The organism is Prevotella lacticifex (assembly GCF_019973375.1).
Lineage (GTDB): Bacteria > Bacteroidota > Bacteroidia > Bacteroidales > Bacteroidaceae > Prevotella > Prevotella lacticifex.
In genome coordinates, this window is the sequence record NZ_BPTV01000003.1 from 196,840 (window position 1) to 215,581 (window position 18,742).

Sequence of the window (18,742 nt, forward strand, 5' to 3'; positions counted from 1 at the left end):
TTACGCAAAAATGTTTATTAACCACCCTCAAAAGTGGTCAGTTTTAAAGTGTAATATTGGACTACATTGGACTATATTGTGCCCATCTTTTGATAGGTACTTACCTGAGAATAGAAACTTTTTCATGTATTTCTCTGATGCAGATTTTATTCTAAGAGACTTCTTTTCATAAAGTAGCCAAGGCAAAATCATCAACCCTCAAATAATAAAAATTATATTAATAGAATTGCCCAACTATATTGATATAAATGGCAAAGTATATTAATTGGATTGCCCCGTGATATTAATATCCTTAAAGGCATAAAATGATGACTAAAGCGTGAGTGTGGGGATTAAACAGCTTGAATGTGGGGCCGCAAAGGCATGGAATTGGCCCCGTATCAGCGTAACTTATGTTGTAAGCTTATAGCAAATGACCATTTGCTATGCAGCGAATGATAAAAAGCTACTTAGCGAATGGTCATTTGTTAGGCTGTAAAATCAAAACGCATCCCAATGCTTGCTGAGGCATATTTCGCATTCATTATCTAGATATTCATAAAGGTATTTGAAAGGAAAAGGATATGTCATTTCCTCATTCCATCGTCCGAAACCATAGCGCATCATGTCGGCTATCTCATGGATGTCGTCTTTTACAGTATCAGGATTTTCTTCGTGCAAAATAAAGATGCGGCGGGCGCGTGGCATTTTGTCCATCTTACCCGAATGTAGTATCTGCATGTTTTGGGGATGGTTGCCTGAAATGTAGGAATATGAACAGTATGGCTCACCGTCTAATCCTTCTGTTTCCCACAGATGGAAACCGATATAGCCACGCAGGTATTTATGTGCTTCTTTCTTTCGCTTGAACATTGAAAGTTTCTCGCCCTTGTTTACTATATCGCCATATCCTTCGTCTATCTCAGCCACATCAAGTATGGGAATCTCGTCAGTGTCAATGATAATATAGGAATTGCCATCCTTGGTCAGAGCTTTGTAATCCCTAAAGCCATTGATTTTCTGATAGTGAAGGAAATGAAAATGCTCATTGGCAAAGGTGGATAAGCTAACTCCAAGAATGTCATTATTGAAAGTACCGAAATTTTCAAAGTTAATCTTGCCATTCTCCATGACATTCAATGATGCGCCATGCACTCCACCGTCCTTTACCTTATACCGATAGAAAGTCCATCCTTTAATTCCCTTTCGCAAAGAGGGAGGCATTACCCTGTTGGCAAGACTGTCCTTGACGACCAATTCGATAAGAATTCGCCTCACCTCTGACTTGCCTAACTCATCCTCTTTCTCATTATTGTGGAAAACGATGTGCTGTAAGGCGCTACTGCCACGTACCATTCGCTGCATGGATTTTGAGTAGTTGGTTTGTGCAGCGTTATCCTCTTTGGGTTCGCAAAGGCTGAGCAGCATCTCTGTACCTTTGGGAGATGTAGGGAAAAGCAGCTTGCCGTCCATTAAATCTTGAGCCTTCTCCTTGAATTCCACTATCATCTTCTTAGCACCATCGGCTTTGAATTGGTTCTCGAATACTATTGACTTTCCGTTGAGATATTCCTGCATGAATGCAAGCATATCATTGCCGGACTTATACTCATTATAATATAAGACAGGATAATCAAAGAATTTTATCTCAACAATGCCGGAATAGGCTTCATTGACTGATTCCAGCACTTGCCAAATGGCAAACAACTTGCCGTGATAGAAATTCTCAGGATTGTAAGGCCAATAAGGGACAGTGTTCTTGTTTCCGCTAAACCGTTTCCGCTGAATGTAATAATTCTCAAGATTTACATTCTTCGGTATAGACCCTTCAAATGTAACAGGCTTTAGCGACATGCCGAGCCATTTCTCTCCCCCGATATCCTTACCAACTTGGAAAACACCATATTTGTGCTTCTTCAAATCGTCTATGGAACGGGGATTGGAAAAAGAAGCTGTCTTTGCAGTAAGATTCATGTAAACATTAACTTCTATTCTCAGACATACAAGTTCCTTCCGAGATTTGGGTATTAGAAAGTTTTTGTCATCACAGAGGTACAACGAACCGTTGTTATACATCATGCGGTTTTTGCGCTTTTTGCCTAATGAGTTTATGGTTAAGGATGCGAAAACACGCTGTTGTACCTCATTGGGATAAGAGTCAAGAGTATCAACCATGATACGCAAAGAAGGATACTTTTGCAGACTCTGGATAACAACTCGCTCTTTCCCTTTCTCTGTCATCACAAAGAATTTGACATAGGGGTATTTGTTTTCTTCATATCTGGCCCTTATCCCTGCTATCGAAAGGCATGGCGTGTCGGAGAGATATTCATAGGGAATGTTTTTCTTGCCTATCTGACCGCTATAAGATACAATGGAGTATTTGGAGAAAAATGCCTCTCTGTCTACTTTCACTTCTATCCGATTCGTCGTCAGAGGAAGTGACTTTATGTAGTCATCACTAATTTCAATTCTTTTTGCCATTTATCAGGATTTTGAGTCTTTCTATATTCTGTGGTATGATTTGACCTTCCATGTCGATTAGCCCAGGCATCTCACGCGTCTCGTCAAGAGCAACCTTCTTTATTTCAATCATATTGACCGTGATTAGGTTGCAATGAAGTCTTTGTTGTTTAATCCTTCTCTTCTCAGAAGTAGGCATGTCTCCTAAAGCATCATATTGCTCGCCCTTGGGGTCTCTGTTCTTTACGTCAAAAGCTATCCGATTAGTGCCATCCTCATTCTTTAAGACAAAATCTGCAAGCTCGTAGTCCTTCCCTTCGAGATGGGATATCTGACCTTCCTTGCAATCGGTGTATTCATAGACCAAAGCAAGAAAGGCCTCTTCGCCAATTTCTCCGGCATACTCACTTGTTAATATCTCAGGATGAAGGATATATTTTCCTTTCTTCCAATTGGTAGCATAGCCGTTTTGCTCAAAATATCTTCTTATTATATCATTCTTCATGAGTATATCCAAATGAACTTTGGACGGAGAAATAGTATAGTTTCTTCCTTTGTCTAATGGACAAATCCTTTTGTCTGCAAAGGCAAACGTATAGCCACCGTCTTCTTCCTGATTCCAGTCACCATAGCACTTGGTTATAAAGGTCAGTTGTTTGTCCTCGTTCTTCAACTCGTCAAGGCTGTCAATTACTGGTTTGCGGATAATGGTATGCTTATAGCTTTGATTCATCTCCTGCGCAATCCTTGTATTGTAAGAGACGTTGCCTTCCTCTTCGTCGCCATCCTCATCTGAATCAACATCATGAACTGTGTAGCGTAAAGCCATTGTCCTTAGCCGTTTTAATAATTCCATTGCAGTGTTGGCATCATTACAACGGACTACCTCGTCGGAGTCTTCACTGCCTATTATATTGTCAATATCTCGATGTTCTAGAATATAATTTGCCAAGGTTCGGAATTCCTTCGTCAACGACTTGTCCAAGTTGGTCTTGTCGAAGAACTTCTCCATCTCCCTGTCGTATAGTATGTAGGTCGTACGCGGCTTGTTCCTTGTGCGGCAAAGTCTTCCTATTGCCTGCTCTACTACAGTTTGGGCCCAAGCTGCTTTGTCCTTAGCTATGCCCGGGTTGTTCTTCTCTGTGAAATAGAACTTGTTCGAAAGGGCCTGGTTAAGCCACCCGACTACTTCCTTCTTTGACAGACAACCGCGCCAATACAGCATCATAAGAGACAGCATTGCATGGTAAAGACTTTTCTCAAAGGTCGTCTCATTGCCGTCCTCGTTCATCATAAGGTAAGTCGTGGGTGATTGAACATAAATCGCATCCCAGTCTTTCTTCTTCTTTGATTCATCTGTTTCCCAGTCATCGCCTGACACATAATCTGCTCCAGCAGGAATCGTATACTGCATATTAGCTCCTGCCTTGAAACTTCCATAGGCAGCTACCAGCATTATCTTGGCATCCTGGTCATTGCTTAGGTCGCTCAAAATATTGGTCTCTACCTCTTCCCAATCCTTGGTTATACGGATATGCTTGTTCTCCCAATCATCAGGCAAATCGTCGTCAAACTCTGATTTCATATCCGTGAAGCTTCCATCCACAAGACAACTGAGAACTTCTATCTGTTGCCGGTCCACCGGTCGGTCTCCTCTCCTGTTCTGGAAAAATAGCATACTGTGAATCTCGCCATGATCGATGAAGAAACTGTATGCTTCAATGAATTGAAACAGGCGGTAGAACTGGTATGTTATATTTTTGTAATTGTTTTCAAAATTCGACTTTTCCAAGATTCGCCGTGTCAGGATAAACCATTTCTCTGGTAACCCTTTCTCTTGTGCTTCCTTTGAGAACATTTCCTTATATTTGACCGGCAGGGAAAGGTGGTTTGTCCTCTTCTCCCCTGTAAAATCGAATTTGTCTAATGGTATGATTTCTATTTTATGGTCTGAAGGATATGTGCTGTCTACAAGCCTGTCAAACTCTTTCTTGTCATCACTTGACAAAGAATTCATCTGATTTCCCAGTGTCTGCTTAAGATATTTCACGTCAAGATTACTTACCACGGACATACTTGAAGCAGTAGCGGAGCACAACACAATGCATGTGTTCCCATTATTAACTAAGTCAACTATTATCTTTTCCGGAGTTGTCGTTATTTCACGGCATGATAGACGGACCCGATGTTGGTTGTCCATGCCGTCGATTTCTTCTTGGTAAAGTTGTACACCTTGAGAATATACAGAATAATCGGGAAGCTTCTTTTCCTTATCGCCAATCTTTATAATCATGTTCTTTCGGTTGGTGATATATTCATTAAGCTGCTGCTCGAACATTCTCTCTGAAGAGGACTCAAATCTTGAGAACAAGGTATGAATTTCCCTCTCCATTGTCGGGTAACCCAGATACTGATGGGATGTCTTAACGTTGTTAGCAGTGTCCTTGTCTTCTTTCTCAAATTCTTTTATGCTGTTTTCATAGGCTTCATGGACAACTTTTCGGAATTGAGCTTTTACTGCGGTTATGCTGTTAGTTATAGTGGAAAGGAACAAATCGAGAGGAATGACCTTTTTGAACTGCATGTCCAGAGCATCCTTGTTCTCTGAATGAACGAGGGTAAGGTGTCTGTCGCCTTCACGATAGCAGATATATGCAAATCCTTTAGCGTCAGCTTGTGATACATTCAACCTAATTGCCGGACCAGAGAAGAAAACTCCCCTGCGGTAGTCCTCTAAGTCCTCATCTTTGTCAAGGAATATGCTATTATAGGAATGAATATCATCCCATATACGTTTCCAATTGGTACTTATTATACTCTTAGCCCACTCAATGGCCTTATACAATTTGCCATTATAATAACCTTTGGCTATCTGCCCCGGATTGCTAATCAACTCCTTGTACTGTAAGAATCCATTATAACCCTTGGAGTATTTCCTGTTTCCTACGGAATTCTTTATTGCCTGATCGATTATTGTGTCGCGCATTGCAGTGGCAGCCTGGTCTGACTCGTCAAACAATATTAATGTTTCCTTCTTCCTGTCAGGCAGGTTTAGGATGGAGAACTTCTCTGAAAGTATTGGGTCAATGCCGTACATTGCCTTATGTACGGTCATCAGTAAAACTTTCTTGCTATTGTATGTTACCTGTGGATATACTTTTGCCAAGTGAGGAAATTGATGAATTATAGTATCGACGGACACACGTTTGTATTGCCCTGACTTTTCAAGCTGGTTCTTATAGATGTCAAAGAAGGCTCGAACCTGTTTCCTTACCCAACTTTCGCCTTCGTCCACTTGTCCCTGAAGATAATCATTGTTAGTGTTGCTCTCATAAGTTTGTACTATTCCAGTCAGTCCTTCGAAAGTCTTCTTCAGCTTATTGTAAGCATAAGTCAATTGGTAAACATTCTGCCCTTTATGTTTTTGCTCGCCAATGGCATAGTTCATTTCGTTGAGAAGTTCTTCAAATGTCTTGTCCTTAATGGCTTCTCTTATGATGTCAGAGTTGTTCCTGATTATTATTACATCCTTTTCCCTTATCTTGCTTTCCTTTGTGTTGATGAACTTTTTAATTTCATCATTCATGGCATCAACGAGCTTGTTCTGCACACAAAGGATGATAATCCGTTTGAAATACTGTGGATAATACTCGCACGTAAGCTTCCCTATGGTATATGATTTTCCTCCTCCGGTTGCTATATCACATACATGCAGCCCGAAGGTCGTGTATCCTTCGAATATGTGTTCAACAAATTCAGCTAATAGCTGCTTTGGGGACGGATGATTCTCTTTATCCATAGGTGTTGACATTATTAAAAGTGATTATTATTGGTTGAGCGGCTTTGCGTATATTAGGAAGCGAATAGAATCAAACAGACTTGAAAAGGTATAATTCCTTAACCTATTAGTGTCTTTATCCTTGCAGATTGCGCACAACCGTGAGGTAATACTGTTGGTTGACCTTCCCAACCGCTTTGCCATCTCGTCGTAGCTCATCTTGACTTCCTTAAACATATGTATGAGGTCCTTGTCGTCTTTCTCTGTCCATTTGACATTATTGTTGGGGAAAATATCTGATTTGGGTTTCGTGCCGTCATCATCGAACAACCTCACACCACTGTCTAATCGGGATATTTCGCGAGCATGTAAAAAAACCGCGTTAATAGTTCTTTTAGGCTTGAAGCTTTCGGCTATCTCATAGAATGGTTTTTGAGCCTTGGCCATTTCCTTGAGTTTCTGATTTTCCTCGGCCGTCCAAGGTTCGCCACTGTAAATCTTTCCTTTGTAGTACATGTGATTTAGTTTTGATATGTTGTTGTCACTTTTGCAAAATTAGGAATAAAATGCCGTATATGCAAGTTTACTGTTAGAATTGTTCAAAGTAAAATATGAAATTCTTCTCTTTATCCAATTCTTTTGCAAGTAATGGACGGAAGTGTTTGAGGCTTTTGTTTGACTTCAAACTATTGCAACGTTGACAGGCTGCATAGCAGTTGGCTAAAGCCTTTGTTCCACCCTGAACCTTAGGCACAATGTGGTCGATTGTCATGGTGTTCTCAGTCAATGAGGTTCCACAGTAGGCACAATGACCATTGGTCTTGGCAAGGACTTTCTGCTTCTTTGTTAATTTGGCAGGACTTGTAGTTGATTTGGGGGATTGAGTTGCTTCTTCAAACTCTATACGGACAAACAAATTGGGAACAATCCAGCACTTCGTATCTGTGAAGATATTCTCAACTCCCATGGGAAGTACTGAGAAATCAACAAGGCTTACCTGCTCATCTCCTGTATTTATCTTATCAATGACTGTCTTGATGGCAGACAGCGATAAGTAATCATCGTCGCCGCCCTTGTAGACACATGGCAAAATGATTTTGTCGCCATCATGCCTGATGCCACTTATTATCAGCCTGTCGATAGTATCAAATTCCTTGCATATTCGTTCTGTATCCATAGCTATAGCTTTGCTTACAAAGTAGGCTGTCAAAAATTTAAGCCGTTTTTCGTTTCTTACTTTTGAGGTCCAACATTCTCCTTACTTGCCAATTGTCAAGCAGAGTCATTTCTTTCCAATCCTTTATATCAGCCATTCTCACGCATTCCATTTTCTCCTTGAAGTCAATCTTTCTTCTCTTTTTGCTGTCCGTAACTTTTCCGTACAGAGGCAAGGCCAGAACTATGGGCGTTATCCCACAGTGTTTGTTTTTCGGCTGTATGCTTTTATAAACGCCGAAAGTTGATTCTATGATATCCGACGTGATGTTGTGGCATTCGTCCTTTGATTTAAGAAGGGCGCACTCTTCATTTATGTAACGCCTTATGGCACGACCGACTCTTTTGCATCCTTCTGCTATTTCGTCCTTCCGCAACAGATTGATCCAGATGTAATCCTTGCAGTACTTTGCAGAGGTATGCGAAAGACCTTCTTTCTTTACTTTCGTGAATACAACGTCAACTGTTTCCATTACATGGTAGAGCTCTGTAACTAGCTCCTTATAGTCAAGCACAAACGTATAGGCAGCCTTCTGGCTTTCGCCAAGATCGTCATAGACTTGGAGTATGGCCCAAGCCCATTCCACCCACTTTGACATATTCATGAACCTCGATATGGTCCGTAACTTTGGCGGGAGCAGATATGCGTTAGCGGTAAGCTGATATGACAATCTCTTCTTGTTCATTATATCCATAAATTCCTTGAAATCAGTTCTTTCCTTGTATTCGTCCTCAAGAATAAGACCAATCGTGTGACTGATGTCTCGATGGCGCGGGACATCAGCTAACTCTGCTCCCTTCCTGAGATTATGCCCGTTGTCGCTGACAATATATTTTGGAGTCTTTCCGATTTTGTCCTTCAGTTTTATTATCTCCCTTTCTACGTCTCCGGCTTTCCATGATGACGATACAGCCATTGCCAGCACCTCGACATCCCCATGCTTCAATGTCTTGCCCTCGTGCTGTGCTGGAGCTGCGAGAATAACCAGCAACTTCTGACTTCCGACGGTGATACTCTCGTCTATAATGATAGAGTATTCCTTCCCTCTGAACTTATTACATGAGTCAAGATACTCTACGATACCAGCCTTGAGCAGCCAATTCTCAATTGTCTGGTGTGATGGTATTACACCGAGGGCACCGCCGAGAAAGTCATTGAATAACTCCAATCCGTTGACGATTGAACGAAATCCGCATCCCATGCGGATGTACATGCACACGGCCAAAGCTATCACTTCCGCCCAGAATGAGTGTCCTTTAACTGGCGTGAAAGCAAGTCGAACAATTCCTCCGTCGTGTTCAGACTCAAACGACGTTTTTTTTTGAGCTCTGTATCCTTGGCCTTGCTCTCCTTCTTCAACTCCTTGTACTTGTCTTTCCATTTTTTACTACTCTTGTCTTTAGCCATAATTGAAGCTTCTAATTTTTTAATCTTAGCCGATGCTGCCTTTTCCTTCTCGTTCTTCTTAGCGAGTAATGCTTCCAGTCTCTTTATTTTTGCACTTTCTTTTGTCATAATATTTTACTTTACATTGTTATATTTTCTATGTAAAGGTACTAATATTCAATGACTTATGCAAATTATTAAAGTTAATATATACTATGAAATATGTTTATATAAGTTAAGAATAAATCCTTGTAAATCAAAAGCAATTATGAGTATAAAAACTGACTAAATTTTTGACAGCCTACTCTTTAACTAAAGTTTCCCACTTGTTCAAAATGCCCATAAACAAGGGGTTTCTGAAAAGTTCAAATAGCAGGATGCCCATAAACAAAGTAGTTTAACAAGTGCTTAATAAATGTGAAAGGGCAAATGACCTTAAAAGGAGAAGTCCGATAATGCAATATTCTACTGCTCATAAAAAGTTTTTTGAAAAGTTAAAGATGCGCATACCCTTTGGGAAAGCCTTTTTATAAAGGGGTTCTCCAAGTGGGAAACTATAGCTCTTTAAGAACAACTCCGTTAATTGTTCTTCTGTCTCTGGGATAAGCTTTTTGCACTCTACAATCTGCCCACTATTAACGGATTCTTCTGTCGGGCAGCTTATTGAAAAATAGAAAGCCATTTCCTTTATCTGCTCCCAAAGATCTTTTCTCTCATCAAACGTGAGACATGTAAGCCATACGTCTCTTTCGCTATGCTTATGAAAGCGTTGGTTGTTGTGACATACAAGTGAGGGCTCGTCGTATAACCACACATAACCGTCATCAAGATAATTGCCTATTTCAGAATTCACCTCTTTGGACAAAAATATTTCATCATCTTTACTCAGGGTTTTGCCCAACTTAACGTAGTATACTTCTTTGATTTCCTTTGGCAAATAATGGAAATGGAGACCATATGTCAAGAATATGTCTTTTATGGCCTCGTAATTGTCGTTAAGAAAGTTGTTGATTTTTTCATTCCACTTCTTCTCTGTATAGACTACATTGGAATATGTAGAATAAACTTTTGGTGGATATACACATCTGAATGTTCTGTCTCGCATTTTATTTATATTTAGATGTTGCAAACATAGAATAATAATCCCAAATCATGAAGCAAATATATAGTGTAATGCTACACTATCCCAATCTTCATAGCGACGCCAATATAATGCCTTACCTATTTTAAGTTGTTGATTGAGGTTTTCTCTGTAAATATTTCAATACTGCCATGGTTTCTTTATCAAGGAAGTATTGTAGATGAGATCGCTGATATAGTCGTTGAAAGGCTTGGTAGTGCGCAGGAAGTCGATTTCATTCATGAGGATGTCGGCAACGTCCTGTGGATTGGTATAGTGATAAATGTCATCCAGTTTATTCGCTTTATAGCAGTCTTTCAACTTCTGCTGTGACGGTTCGTCATTGTTCTTTACCGCTTCGTCGAAGCAGTCATTAATGATGTTGCGGCATAATGAGCCCCATGATGATATAATCCCTTCGGTGCGGTAATTGCTGAAGATGTCGCGCTTGTTGACTAGATACCAGCAGACAAGGTCATTGAGGTTCTCGCCTTTGGTGTACATCTCAATGAGGGTTGCTGCACGGCGGTCTAAAGTCATTTCGTCGGACTCGGCAACGTTGCTTTCGAAGAAGGTTCGCGGGTTGATTTTGATGCCATACTTCTCGAAGGGATTGCTCTCGAAATATTCCTTGTCCTTTGCAATCATCTTGAGGGTTCTTTGGTCGCGCTCCCCATTGTAGAAGCTGCTGAGGGTGTCTTCGAAGATGTCATGCGGACTAACGACATCGAAGAGCGTCATGCAGGACTTCACTTTCATGGCATCGACAGGACCAAGGATTTCCTCAATATCGGTGTTTACGTCATAAGCGTCAGTCAGAAGTGTGTGGGTTATCTCCATGAGACGCTTCTTTAATATTGGATGCTCGAAGTAGGCATGTGCCTCATAGAGCGACTCTATGCCATACTTCTGTGATAATGGACTGAATCCCAGTCCACGCATCTGTGGGAATATCCACCATATCCAATGTCCGGATTTATAGCCGGACTTTATCTCTTTCAGTGCCTCGTCATAATATGACTCATGAGGCGCAAGGAAACGTTCTACATTCTGGTGCATAGTTACTTTAATTTAAGTTGTGTGAGGATTTTGTCGTAGTTGTCATCTCCGAGATTCTTTTGTGTCAAGTACTGGTTAATTGGATGCGGATTGACTATTGTTCTTTCTTGTGGAAGAGAATCCCCCATTAATTCCTTCCATTTGTCTTTTCCTCTCATTACAACGAATAGAGGCTTTTGAGGTTGGTCTTTTGCCAATTCAAGAACATTCTTTGTAAATTCTTGAGATGGCAGGAACTTGTCCCTATTGTTGTATTTTGCAAAGCTGTCTGGATATTCTTCGGAGGTGTAACCATTCAGTTGTACTAATCAATGGTTCGGTAAGAAAACCGCCTCCATCAAAGTTTATTTAACGTGTTGATTATTAGATACTTATCAATAATAAAGTTTAACATTATGATAAGATTAATTATGACATAAAATAGTGGCTATATCGTTGATTTTCAGTAACTTTATAGTTGAAAAAATAATGAAGTTATATGACAAATCAAGAAGATATAAGCCACTATATGGGACTTGCAAAGGATACTCTCCTCGCAACTTGTGCAAAGGTACGAAAAAATCTTCAGGATCTTTTCCCTGAGATCATGATTCTTTTGCTGGTCATGAGAAAAAAGAATTTTACGCAGATGGCGAAGTACGGTAAACACAACGAGCACACATACAGAAGTGCCTTCAGGAAAGGCATCGACTGGTGTGTCTATAATACAAAGCTCATCAGGGAACTTTTTGACACAGAGAATGACCTGCTTGCTGTGGCAATAGACCAGAGCTATATCCGTAAGGCCGGGAAAAAGACTTATGGCATCGGCAATTACTGGTCCGGATGTGCACAGGCCGTCAAGCACGGCTGTGAGATTACCCTGCTGGCCATCGTCAATGCGACACAGAAAGACGCGATGGCCTTCCGGGCAATACAGACGCCTGGTAAAGCTGACGGACGCAAGATGTCGCTTACAGACTTCTACATCAAACAAGTCAAGAAGTACTCCAAGAGAATGCAGAGGATTACCCATAACATGGTAGGTGATGCGGCGTTCTCTACTAAGCACTTCACCGACAGCATGGTAGAGTTAGGTTTCACATTCGTCAGCCGTCTGAGAAAGGACACAGCGGTCAGATATCTGTACGCAGGTAAGAAGACGGGGAAGAGAGGCCGGCCGAAGACATTTGACGGATACATTGACTTTGAGAGTCCGGATTTGGACAGAATGCAGAAGATCGACAGTCTGAGTGGTGATGATGGTGAGTACTATACAATAGTTGCAAATGTGAAATGCCTCAAGCGGAATGTCAGACTGGTGGTATGGTATCCAGAGGGTCTCGCCCGGGTTAAGAGCGGCGGTTACCGTCTATATTACTCAACTGACAAGGACATGAGCGGAGAGGATACCATGGCCATTTATCATGCCAGGTTCCAAGAGGAATATCTTTTCCGCGACGGCAAACAGTTTACCGGCCTGCAGGACTGTCAGGCCAGAAGCAAAAAGAAACTGCACTTTGCTTACAACGCCGCGCTCGCCGCAATCAATACAGCAAAGGTGGCAATGGCACGTGATGACAAATACAAGGGTATGTCTTTAGCGTCATATAGTATGCTGATGCACAACATGTTCATATATCGAAGAATTATCGAAGTGTCAGGTATCAAACTTGACAAGAAGAAAAATAATCTCATCTTAAAAGACTTGCGGGCTCTATCGGAGGCCGCTGCTTAAAAGATGGGGCAAATATTAACGAAGTATTGACTAATGCAAAGTGCTTATAAAAGCCTTGCTCATCTTCTGTGTTAAGCTCCTTTTGGTATGTAGAGAGTAATTCTTTTAGCGAGTTTACCCAATACATGTCTGAAAGGAGTTTTACACCGATACTCGACATTAGGCAGTCGGACTCAAGTCTCAGGGACTTCTCCTTTTCTTCACATATTTCTCTTATGCTTTCAGGAGAAAGAATCGTAGGAAGCCATTTGTTTATGTGCTCTACATATCCGGGATTCTTGGACAATATGATTATATCTGCCTTGAAAGGATTGCCCCAGAAAGGCTCAGGAGGAACTTCTAATATCAGTCTTCTTCTATTCTCTTCGGGATGATTGTCATTGTACTTTCGAATAATGTCTTCTTCACCTTCGAAAATGTATTTGCCACTCTTGTCCCAAAGAACATTGACATTTAGCTTAGCCCAGCCATTATGCTTTTTAAGTTCTTGTATGGTTCTGTAAGTTGCCATAGCTGTGATTTTTAATTCATTGGACAAAGATAGTGCAAACCGAAGACAATACAAAATAAGTTTGCTTCTTTTTATTGTTGAGGTGCAGCCTATCTTATAGAAAGATAGCACTATTTGACGGAATTAGCAATTATTTATTTGATTATCAAAAATCTTTCTTCGAAATTTGTCGGTAGAAAGTATTAAAAGAGTTTATAATCTCGTTTCTGACTTTACGAAAGACTGACAGCTTTTCCTCTTCACTGCCTTTTGCCATTGCTGGATCGGTGAAGCCAAGGTGAAGGCGTTGACCAACTTTGCCGCTAAAAACAGGGCATGTTTCTCTTGCATGGTCACAGACGGTTATGACGTAATTCCAACTTTTGCTTTCATATTCTTTTATGTCGTGATTTGTTCGCGGAAGCTGTTCCTCAAACACGGGGAGAAGGCGCAGTTCAAGCATCTTGAGAATATTGATGTTGACCTGTATGATGAGATGGAGATTCTTTCTGATTTCCTGTATTCCGATGCGGGAACTGAGGAAGAGCGTAAGGACCGGTCTGACAGAATAGCCGGGGCGTATGCTGAATACCAGCACAGCAAGCGGACTCCTTCTGATGCCAGAATCATGCAGAAGGCAATTGACAAGATATGTCCTTATGACCTTACTGACTATAAGGTCGTATTCCCAGCTGAGCTGAAGCGGGACGTACTTGATGATAATTACCTTGACTGGGTTGCCATCGAAAATGAACAGAACGCTGACAACTATCATAAAGGGACTGTCTTTGGGGCAGTCCTTTTTGTTTTTGTATTTGATTTTTGTTTATCAGCGGATTGTTATGTCATAGTCGTTACCCATGTCATTTGTGACGTGAGTTTTGCCATTCTCCAGATAGCCGCCATCAGGTCTGTTCCTGATGGATAAACGCCGTTGTCGGGGAAATGTACCCTTGTAACACGGCCGTTCTGTACGTCAACATCCACATCAACGTCAATTCTTCTCTTACCGCCCAGTCCGTCATATCTATAATATGTGGCTGTTGCATGACGTGTTTTCTGCGAGAACGGATCATCATATTCATCTTCTGCATCATCATCGTCATAGTCTTCATAGTCTTCGTCTTTATCAATATTTTCATCTTCTTCATTATACCGGCTGGTATTGGTATATGAAGTTGTATCAATGGTTGCTGCCATGGAGTCAACATTGATTGAAGGCGTATTGGACTGCGTATTTGCGGAATCCTGTTGAGTGTCTTTCTTTGTTCTTGATTTTGGAGAACATGAACATATAAACATTGCTATAATGCTTACAATGATCAGGCTGAATTGTAATCTGTTTTTAGTCATAAAGCAAATATGGTCAATCTACATGCAAAAATAAAAAGAAAAAACGAGATTATCCATTTTGTTTGAGTAACTTTGCATAAAATCTAAGCAAATATGAGAAAAATAGCGATTCCGACATACAATGGCAAGCTGTGGCCACATTTCGGCAAGGCTCCACAAGTAACATTCATAACGGTTGATGATAACGGAAATATAACAGGTAAGGAGCTGCTTGACGCTCCTGAACATGCACATGGCGCTATGGTGAAGTTTATACTTGAGCATGGTGCAAGCGAAGTGTTGTGCGGTGGTCTTGGCATGGGAGCAGTGAACCTTCTGCATCAGGTGGGGATTGAGCTTCATGCTGGCGCACCTGCTATAGATATTGACGAAGTCGTAAAGCAGTATCTGGACGGTACTATACAGTATGGTGACAGCAGCTGTCATCATGACGGATGTGCTCATTAATTATTGACCTTGAGGAAAAACTAAAAAAACAAAGATGAACAAGGAAAGTATTAAAGACGAGATTTCTGACTTCAAACGCCGCGGTGGTGATTTCTGCTTTACTTTTGGTGATGTGAAATAAGACCTTGCACAAGAAATTCAAGTACGGCATTCCTGTAATTTTATTTCTGCAAATTATGGCTTTTGTCGTTGTCTACTTTCACTTGATATAGGCAATCTCCTCAGATTGTAAGAAGATACTTTGGGTCAACGTATTTCGTCAGCCACACTCCGTTTCGTGAAAGATAGAACTTTATTCCGTCGGAAGCCATTCTCTTGCAGTCTATTCCCAACACATAAGGCTTGCCATGGCGTGAGCCGACTTTTGTGGCTATTTCCTTGGTTGGAGACAGATGGACGTATTGGCGAGTCTCACTGAGAATGCCTTTATCATAGATAGATGGCAGAAATCTTGTCGCTGTTCCATGGTATAGAATATCTGGTGGAACGGTTTCCTGCAGTTCAACGTCTACATTAATGGAATGCCCTTGTCTTGCACGAATCTTGGTATGCTGCGTATTGAACTCATAACGTTGCTTGTCATTGTTGGCAACGATGTCTTCGAGCTCCGCCATCGTATAGCCATGATTCTTTATCAAGTCCTTTACATCCCGCCATCCATGTTCATCAAATTGGTATTCAGTGTCATGGCGAAGCAGGAATGCAAGATGCTTGCTCTTACGGATAAGGTCTTTCTCTTCTGTCATAGCTATACTACTTGCTTCTGTACCATTCCTTGATATACATGTAATGTTCGGCAAATGTCTTTGCTTTGGCCGGGTCTTCTTTCTTGATTAACTTTGCCGGAACTCCAGCCCACATTTCGTTTGCGCCGACCTTTGTCCCTGCAAGGAGAACCGCTCCGGCAGCTATGATGGCATTCTCACCTACATCACAGCCGTCAAGAACCACAGCATTCATGCCAATAAGCGCTCCTTTGCGGACGGTAGCGGCATGTACTATCGCTCCATGGCCGACTGATACGTCATCTTCAAGAGTTACAGGGAAACCGTTTGTCTGGTGGATGCATGCGTTATCCTGCACGTTGACACGATTGCCGATGCGGATGGCATCAACATCGGCACGGAGTACCGCACCATACCAGATGCTACAGTCATCACCCATGATTATGTAGCCTGCAAGTGTGGCATTTTCGGCGATGAAACAATCCTTTCCCCATTTCGGAGTTTTACCTTGTACAGTTACTATTGTCGCCATTTGTCAACCTGCTATCGCTTTATAATTGTCAGGATCAGTGTTGCCCTCGGTACTGAAAACCAAGACAACGGAATTCTCATTAAGTCCAAGTTCATCCTTCATATTCTTGTATTCAGGATTGTTGAGCATGGCATTGACGAGTCCGGTGGTTGTGATGAATGTCATCTTGCTTATGGCGTCTTTATATTGAGGCTCATTGAGCAACTGGCAGAGTGATGTCAGGCGATAGTCCAGTCCGAGGTCTTCACAGACAACCCGGAACATGGCATACACTCCGCCCAGTGGCTTAAACGCTTGCTCGCCAAATCTTTATGATTTGTATCTTATCCATACTATTTTACCTTCATACCCATCTGATACATGATGAAGCCATAGATGTCGGCATTCTCTTCCATCTGCTTCGATAATGGCTTGCCGCCACCGTGCCCGGCTTTCGAATCGATGCGGATAAGGACAGGTGCTGAGCCAGCCTGATCCTGCTGTAGTGTAGCAGCGAACTTGAACGAATGAGCCGGAACAACACGGTCGTCGTGGTCGGCAGTCGTTACGAGCGTAGCAGGATAGCTTACACCTTTCTTTATATTATGAAGTGGAGAATAGCCTTTCAGATACTCGAACATCTCCTTTGAGTCGTCCGATGTGCCATAGTCTGGAGCCCAGTTCCAGCCAATGGTGAACTTATGATAACGGAGCATGTCCATTACACCGACTTCAGGAATGCAGACCTTGTAAAGGTCAGGACGCTGAGTCATGCAGGCACCGACGAGCAATCCGCCATTGCTGCCACCCATGATAGCAAGGTGGTCTTTATCGGTATAATTATCCTTGATGAGCCATTCGGCAGCCGAGATAAAGTCGTCGAAGACATTCTGCTTCTGCATCTTGGTACCGGCAAGGTGCCATGCCTCGCCATATTCGCCACCGCCACGGAGAACGACATAAGCATAAATGCCGCCACTCTCAAGGAACGGCAGACGCATAGCCGAGAAGTAAGGCGGATAGGTTACGTTGAAGCCACCATAGCCATACATCAGAACAGGAGTCTTTCCGTTTCGCTTTAAGCCTTTTTTGTAAGTCAGGAAGATAGGAATGCGTGTACCGTCTTTGCTGGTGTAGAACTGCATCTCACTGGTATAGTCGGATGTGCGGAAGTTTACCTTCGGCTGACTGTATACCGTACTTTTGCCAGTCTTGTAGTCGTACTGATAGATGGTGTTTGGAACAGTATATGAAGTATAAGAGTAGAAACACTCTGGGCGCTCACGCTTTCCGCTGAATGATGCACTGCCTACACCCGGTAGCTTTATCTCGCTGAGTCGCTGACCATTGATATTATAGAGGAAAGCTTCGCTGATATTGTCCTTAGTGTATGTCAGCACCAACTTGTCGCCACCGATGAATGTTACTCCGTCGAGAACGTCATCACTCTGTGGAACGAGTTCCTTCCAGTCCTGATAGCCCGGATGATGAATGTCGGCAACCATGATGCGGTTATTCTCGGCTCCGGCATTGGTGAAGAGATAGATGGAATCGCCAATGGTCTCAATAGGCGAATAGTTCTTCGATGCATCACCGGTCATCTGAATGAACTGCGAGTTCGGTTGACGAAGATCACGGACATAGAGATTAAGTCCCTGATCCATGCCCGACTCATAGAGGAACATCATTGTCTCTTCCTTGTTTACGCCAACGCCATAGAAACGGAGAGGATATGCCGGATTCTGATAGAAGAGCACGTCCTGAGACTGCGGTGTGCCGAGCTTATGATAATAAACTTTCTGAATAGAGTTTTTTGCGGAAGTCTCATGTCCCTGCTCCGGTGCATCGTAGGCGCTATAGTAGAAACCGTCGCCCTGCCATGCTGCATCGGTGAACTTAGCCCAAACAATATGGTCGTCGAGCAGTTTGCCTGTAGCTACATCCTTGACATAGATTTCCTCCCAGTCGGAGCCGTTACGGGAAATAACATAAGCTAAGTACTTTCCGTCGTTAGAGAACGAAATGCTCTTCAACGCAACAGTTCCATCTGTGCTGAGCTTGTTCGGGTCAAGGAACACACGCTGTTCTCCGCCAAGCTTGTCCATCTGATAGAGCACAGCCTGGTTCTGCAAGCCATTGTTGCGGTAAACGTACCACTTGCCATGCTTTTCGAATGGTGTGTAAACCTTCTCATAGTTCGACACTTCCTTCAAGCGTTTCAGGTACTGGCTGCGCTGCGGCATCTTGTCGAGATATGAGCGTGTGAGCGCATTCTCTTCCTTTACCCACTTGGAGGTAGCCTCGCTGTTGTCGTCTTCAAGCGGACGGAACGGGTCGGCTACCTTCTCACCGAAGTAAGTATCGACGGTGTTGTCGTGGGGTGCCTCAGGATATTTGAGTTTCTGTGCCATAGCTGTTGTTGCTGTCATTGCCATTGCTGCGGCAAATAATAAGTTCTTATTCATTATATTATATCGGATTTCGTCAATGTTTGCAAA

Annotated in this window: 18 protein-coding genes; 2 read left to right on the forward strand and 16 right to left on the reverse strand. The window is 42.2% G+C overall.

Going from position 1 to position 18,742, the window contains the following annotated elements:
- Positions 1–480 precede the first annotated feature (480 nt).
- From LDN30_RS14615 to LDN30_RS14655, 9 genes are all read right to left on the reverse strand, one after another.
- Positions 481–2,463: a hypothetical protein gene (locus LDN30_RS14615; protein WP_223930045.1), complete on the reverse strand. Its 1,983-nt coding sequence runs from the start codon at positions 2,461–2,463 to the stop codon at positions 481–483.
- Positions 2,447–6,241 carry a DEAD/DEAH box helicase family protein gene (locus LDN30_RS14620; protein ID WP_223930047.1) on the reverse strand — a complete coding sequence of 1,265 codons (3,795 nt, stop codon included), beginning with the start codon at positions 6,239–6,241 and terminating at the stop codon, positions 2,447–2,449. Before LDN30_RS14620 ends, LDN30_RS14615 begins: the two co-directional genes overlap by 17 nt.
- Before the next feature lie 27 nt (positions 6,242–6,268).
- Positions 6,269–6,736 (reverse strand): hypothetical protein, encoded by a 468-nt coding sequence (locus tag LDN30_RS14625; protein ID WP_223928291.1) that lies wholly within the window; start codon positions 6,734–6,736, stop codon positions 6,269–6,271.
- Between the two features lie 73 nt (positions 6,737–6,809).
- On the reverse strand, positions 6,810–7,397 hold the full coding sequence (locus LDN30_RS14630; RefSeq protein WP_223928292.1) for an HNH endonuclease: 588 nt from the start codon (positions 7,395–7,397) through the stop codon (positions 6,810–6,812).
- Positions 7,398–7,434: 37 nt separating this feature from the next.
- Positions 7,435–8,637 (reverse strand): hypothetical protein, encoded by a 1,203-nt coding sequence (locus tag LDN30_RS14635; protein WP_223927116.1) that lies wholly within the window; start codon positions 8,635–8,637, stop codon positions 7,435–7,437.
- A gap of 29 nt (positions 8,638–8,666) precedes the next feature.
- Positions 8,667–8,951, reverse strand: coding sequence for a hypothetical protein (locus tag LDN30_RS14640; RefSeq protein ID WP_223925384.1), 285 nt, complete (start codon positions 8,949–8,951; stop codon positions 8,667–8,669).
- 343 nt (positions 8,952–9,294) lie between these two features.
- Complete coding sequence (locus LDN30_RS14645; RefSeq protein ID WP_223930049.1) at positions 9,295–9,927, reverse strand: hypothetical protein; 633 nt, start codon at positions 9,925–9,927, stop codon at positions 9,295–9,297.
- A gap of 156 nt (positions 9,928–10,083) precedes the next feature.
- Positions 10,084–11,001: a DUF1810 domain-containing protein gene (locus LDN30_RS14650; RefSeq protein ID WP_223930051.1), complete on the reverse strand. Its 918-nt coding sequence runs from the start codon at positions 10,999–11,001 to the stop codon at positions 10,084–10,086.
- 2 nt (positions 11,002–11,003) lie between these two features.
- Positions 11,004–11,198 (reverse strand): hypothetical protein, encoded by a 195-nt coding sequence (locus tag LDN30_RS14655; RefSeq protein WP_223930052.1) that lies wholly within the window; start codon positions 11,196–11,198, stop codon positions 11,004–11,006.
- Between the two features lie 407 nt (positions 11,199–11,605).
- Here LDN30_RS14655 and LDN30_RS14660 point away from each other — a divergent pair, with 407 nt between their 5' ends.
- The gene (locus LDN30_RS14660; protein WP_223930054.1) at positions 11,606–12,718 is read left to right on the forward strand and encodes a transposase; all 1,113 of its coding nucleotides are present in this window, start codon (positions 11,606–11,608) and stop codon (positions 12,716–12,718) included.
- On the opposite strand, the gene LDN30_RS14665 is transcribed toward LDN30_RS14660, so the two are convergent.
- The 3 genes from LDN30_RS14665 to LDN30_RS14675 form a co-directional block, all read right to left on the reverse strand.
- Positions 12,675–13,229, reverse strand: a complete 555-nt coding sequence (locus LDN30_RS14665) for a hypothetical protein (RefSeq protein WP_223930056.1) — start codon at positions 13,227–13,229, stop codon at positions 12,675–12,677. The genes LDN30_RS14660 and LDN30_RS14665 overlap by 44 nt on opposite strands.
- A gap of 145 nt (positions 13,230–13,374) precedes the next feature.
- Complete coding sequence (locus tag LDN30_RS14670) at positions 13,375–13,983, reverse strand: low molecular weight phosphatase family protein (protein WP_223926992.1); 609 nt, start codon at positions 13,981–13,983, stop codon at positions 13,375–13,377.
- A gap of 65 nt (positions 13,984–14,048) precedes the next feature.
- A complete protein-coding gene (locus LDN30_RS14675; RefSeq protein WP_223926993.1) occupies positions 14,049–14,561 on the reverse strand; it encodes a hypothetical protein in 513 nt (170 codons plus the stop codon).
- Between the two features lie 93 nt (positions 14,562–14,654).
- On the opposite strand from LDN30_RS14675, the gene LDN30_RS14680 reads away from it, so the two are divergent.
- Complete coding sequence (locus tag LDN30_RS14680; protein WP_223926994.1) at positions 14,655–15,008, forward strand: NifB/NifX family molybdenum-iron cluster-binding protein; 354 nt, start codon at positions 14,655–14,657, stop codon at positions 15,006–15,008.
- 221 nt (positions 15,009–15,229) lie between these two features.
- On the opposite strand, the gene LDN30_RS14685 is transcribed toward LDN30_RS14680, so the two are convergent.
- The 4 genes from LDN30_RS14685 to LDN30_RS14700 all read right to left on the reverse strand — a co-directional run bounded on the left by LDN30_RS14685 (position 15,230) and on the right by LDN30_RS14700 (position 18,709).
- Positions 15,230–15,754 (reverse strand): RNA 2'-phosphotransferase, encoded by a 525-nt coding sequence (locus tag LDN30_RS14685; RefSeq protein WP_223926995.1) that lies wholly within the window; start codon positions 15,752–15,754, stop codon positions 15,230–15,232.
- Positions 15,755–15,761: 7 nt separating this feature from the next.
- On the reverse strand, positions 15,762–16,265 hold the full coding sequence (locus tag LDN30_RS14690) for a gamma carbonic anhydrase family protein (RefSeq protein WP_223926996.1): 504 nt from the start codon (positions 16,263–16,265) through the stop codon (positions 15,762–15,764).
- Positions 16,266–16,268: 3 nt separating this feature from the next.
- Positions 16,269–16,529, reverse strand: a complete 261-nt coding sequence (locus LDN30_RS14695; protein ID WP_223930057.1) for a hypothetical protein — start codon at positions 16,527–16,529, stop codon at positions 16,269–16,271.
- Positions 16,530–16,597: 68 nt separating this feature from the next.
- Positions 16,598–18,709, reverse strand: a complete 2,112-nt coding sequence (locus LDN30_RS14700; protein WP_223930059.1) for a prolyl oligopeptidase family serine peptidase — start codon at positions 18,707–18,709, stop codon at positions 16,598–16,600.
- Positions 18,710–18,742: the final 33 nt, after the last annotated feature.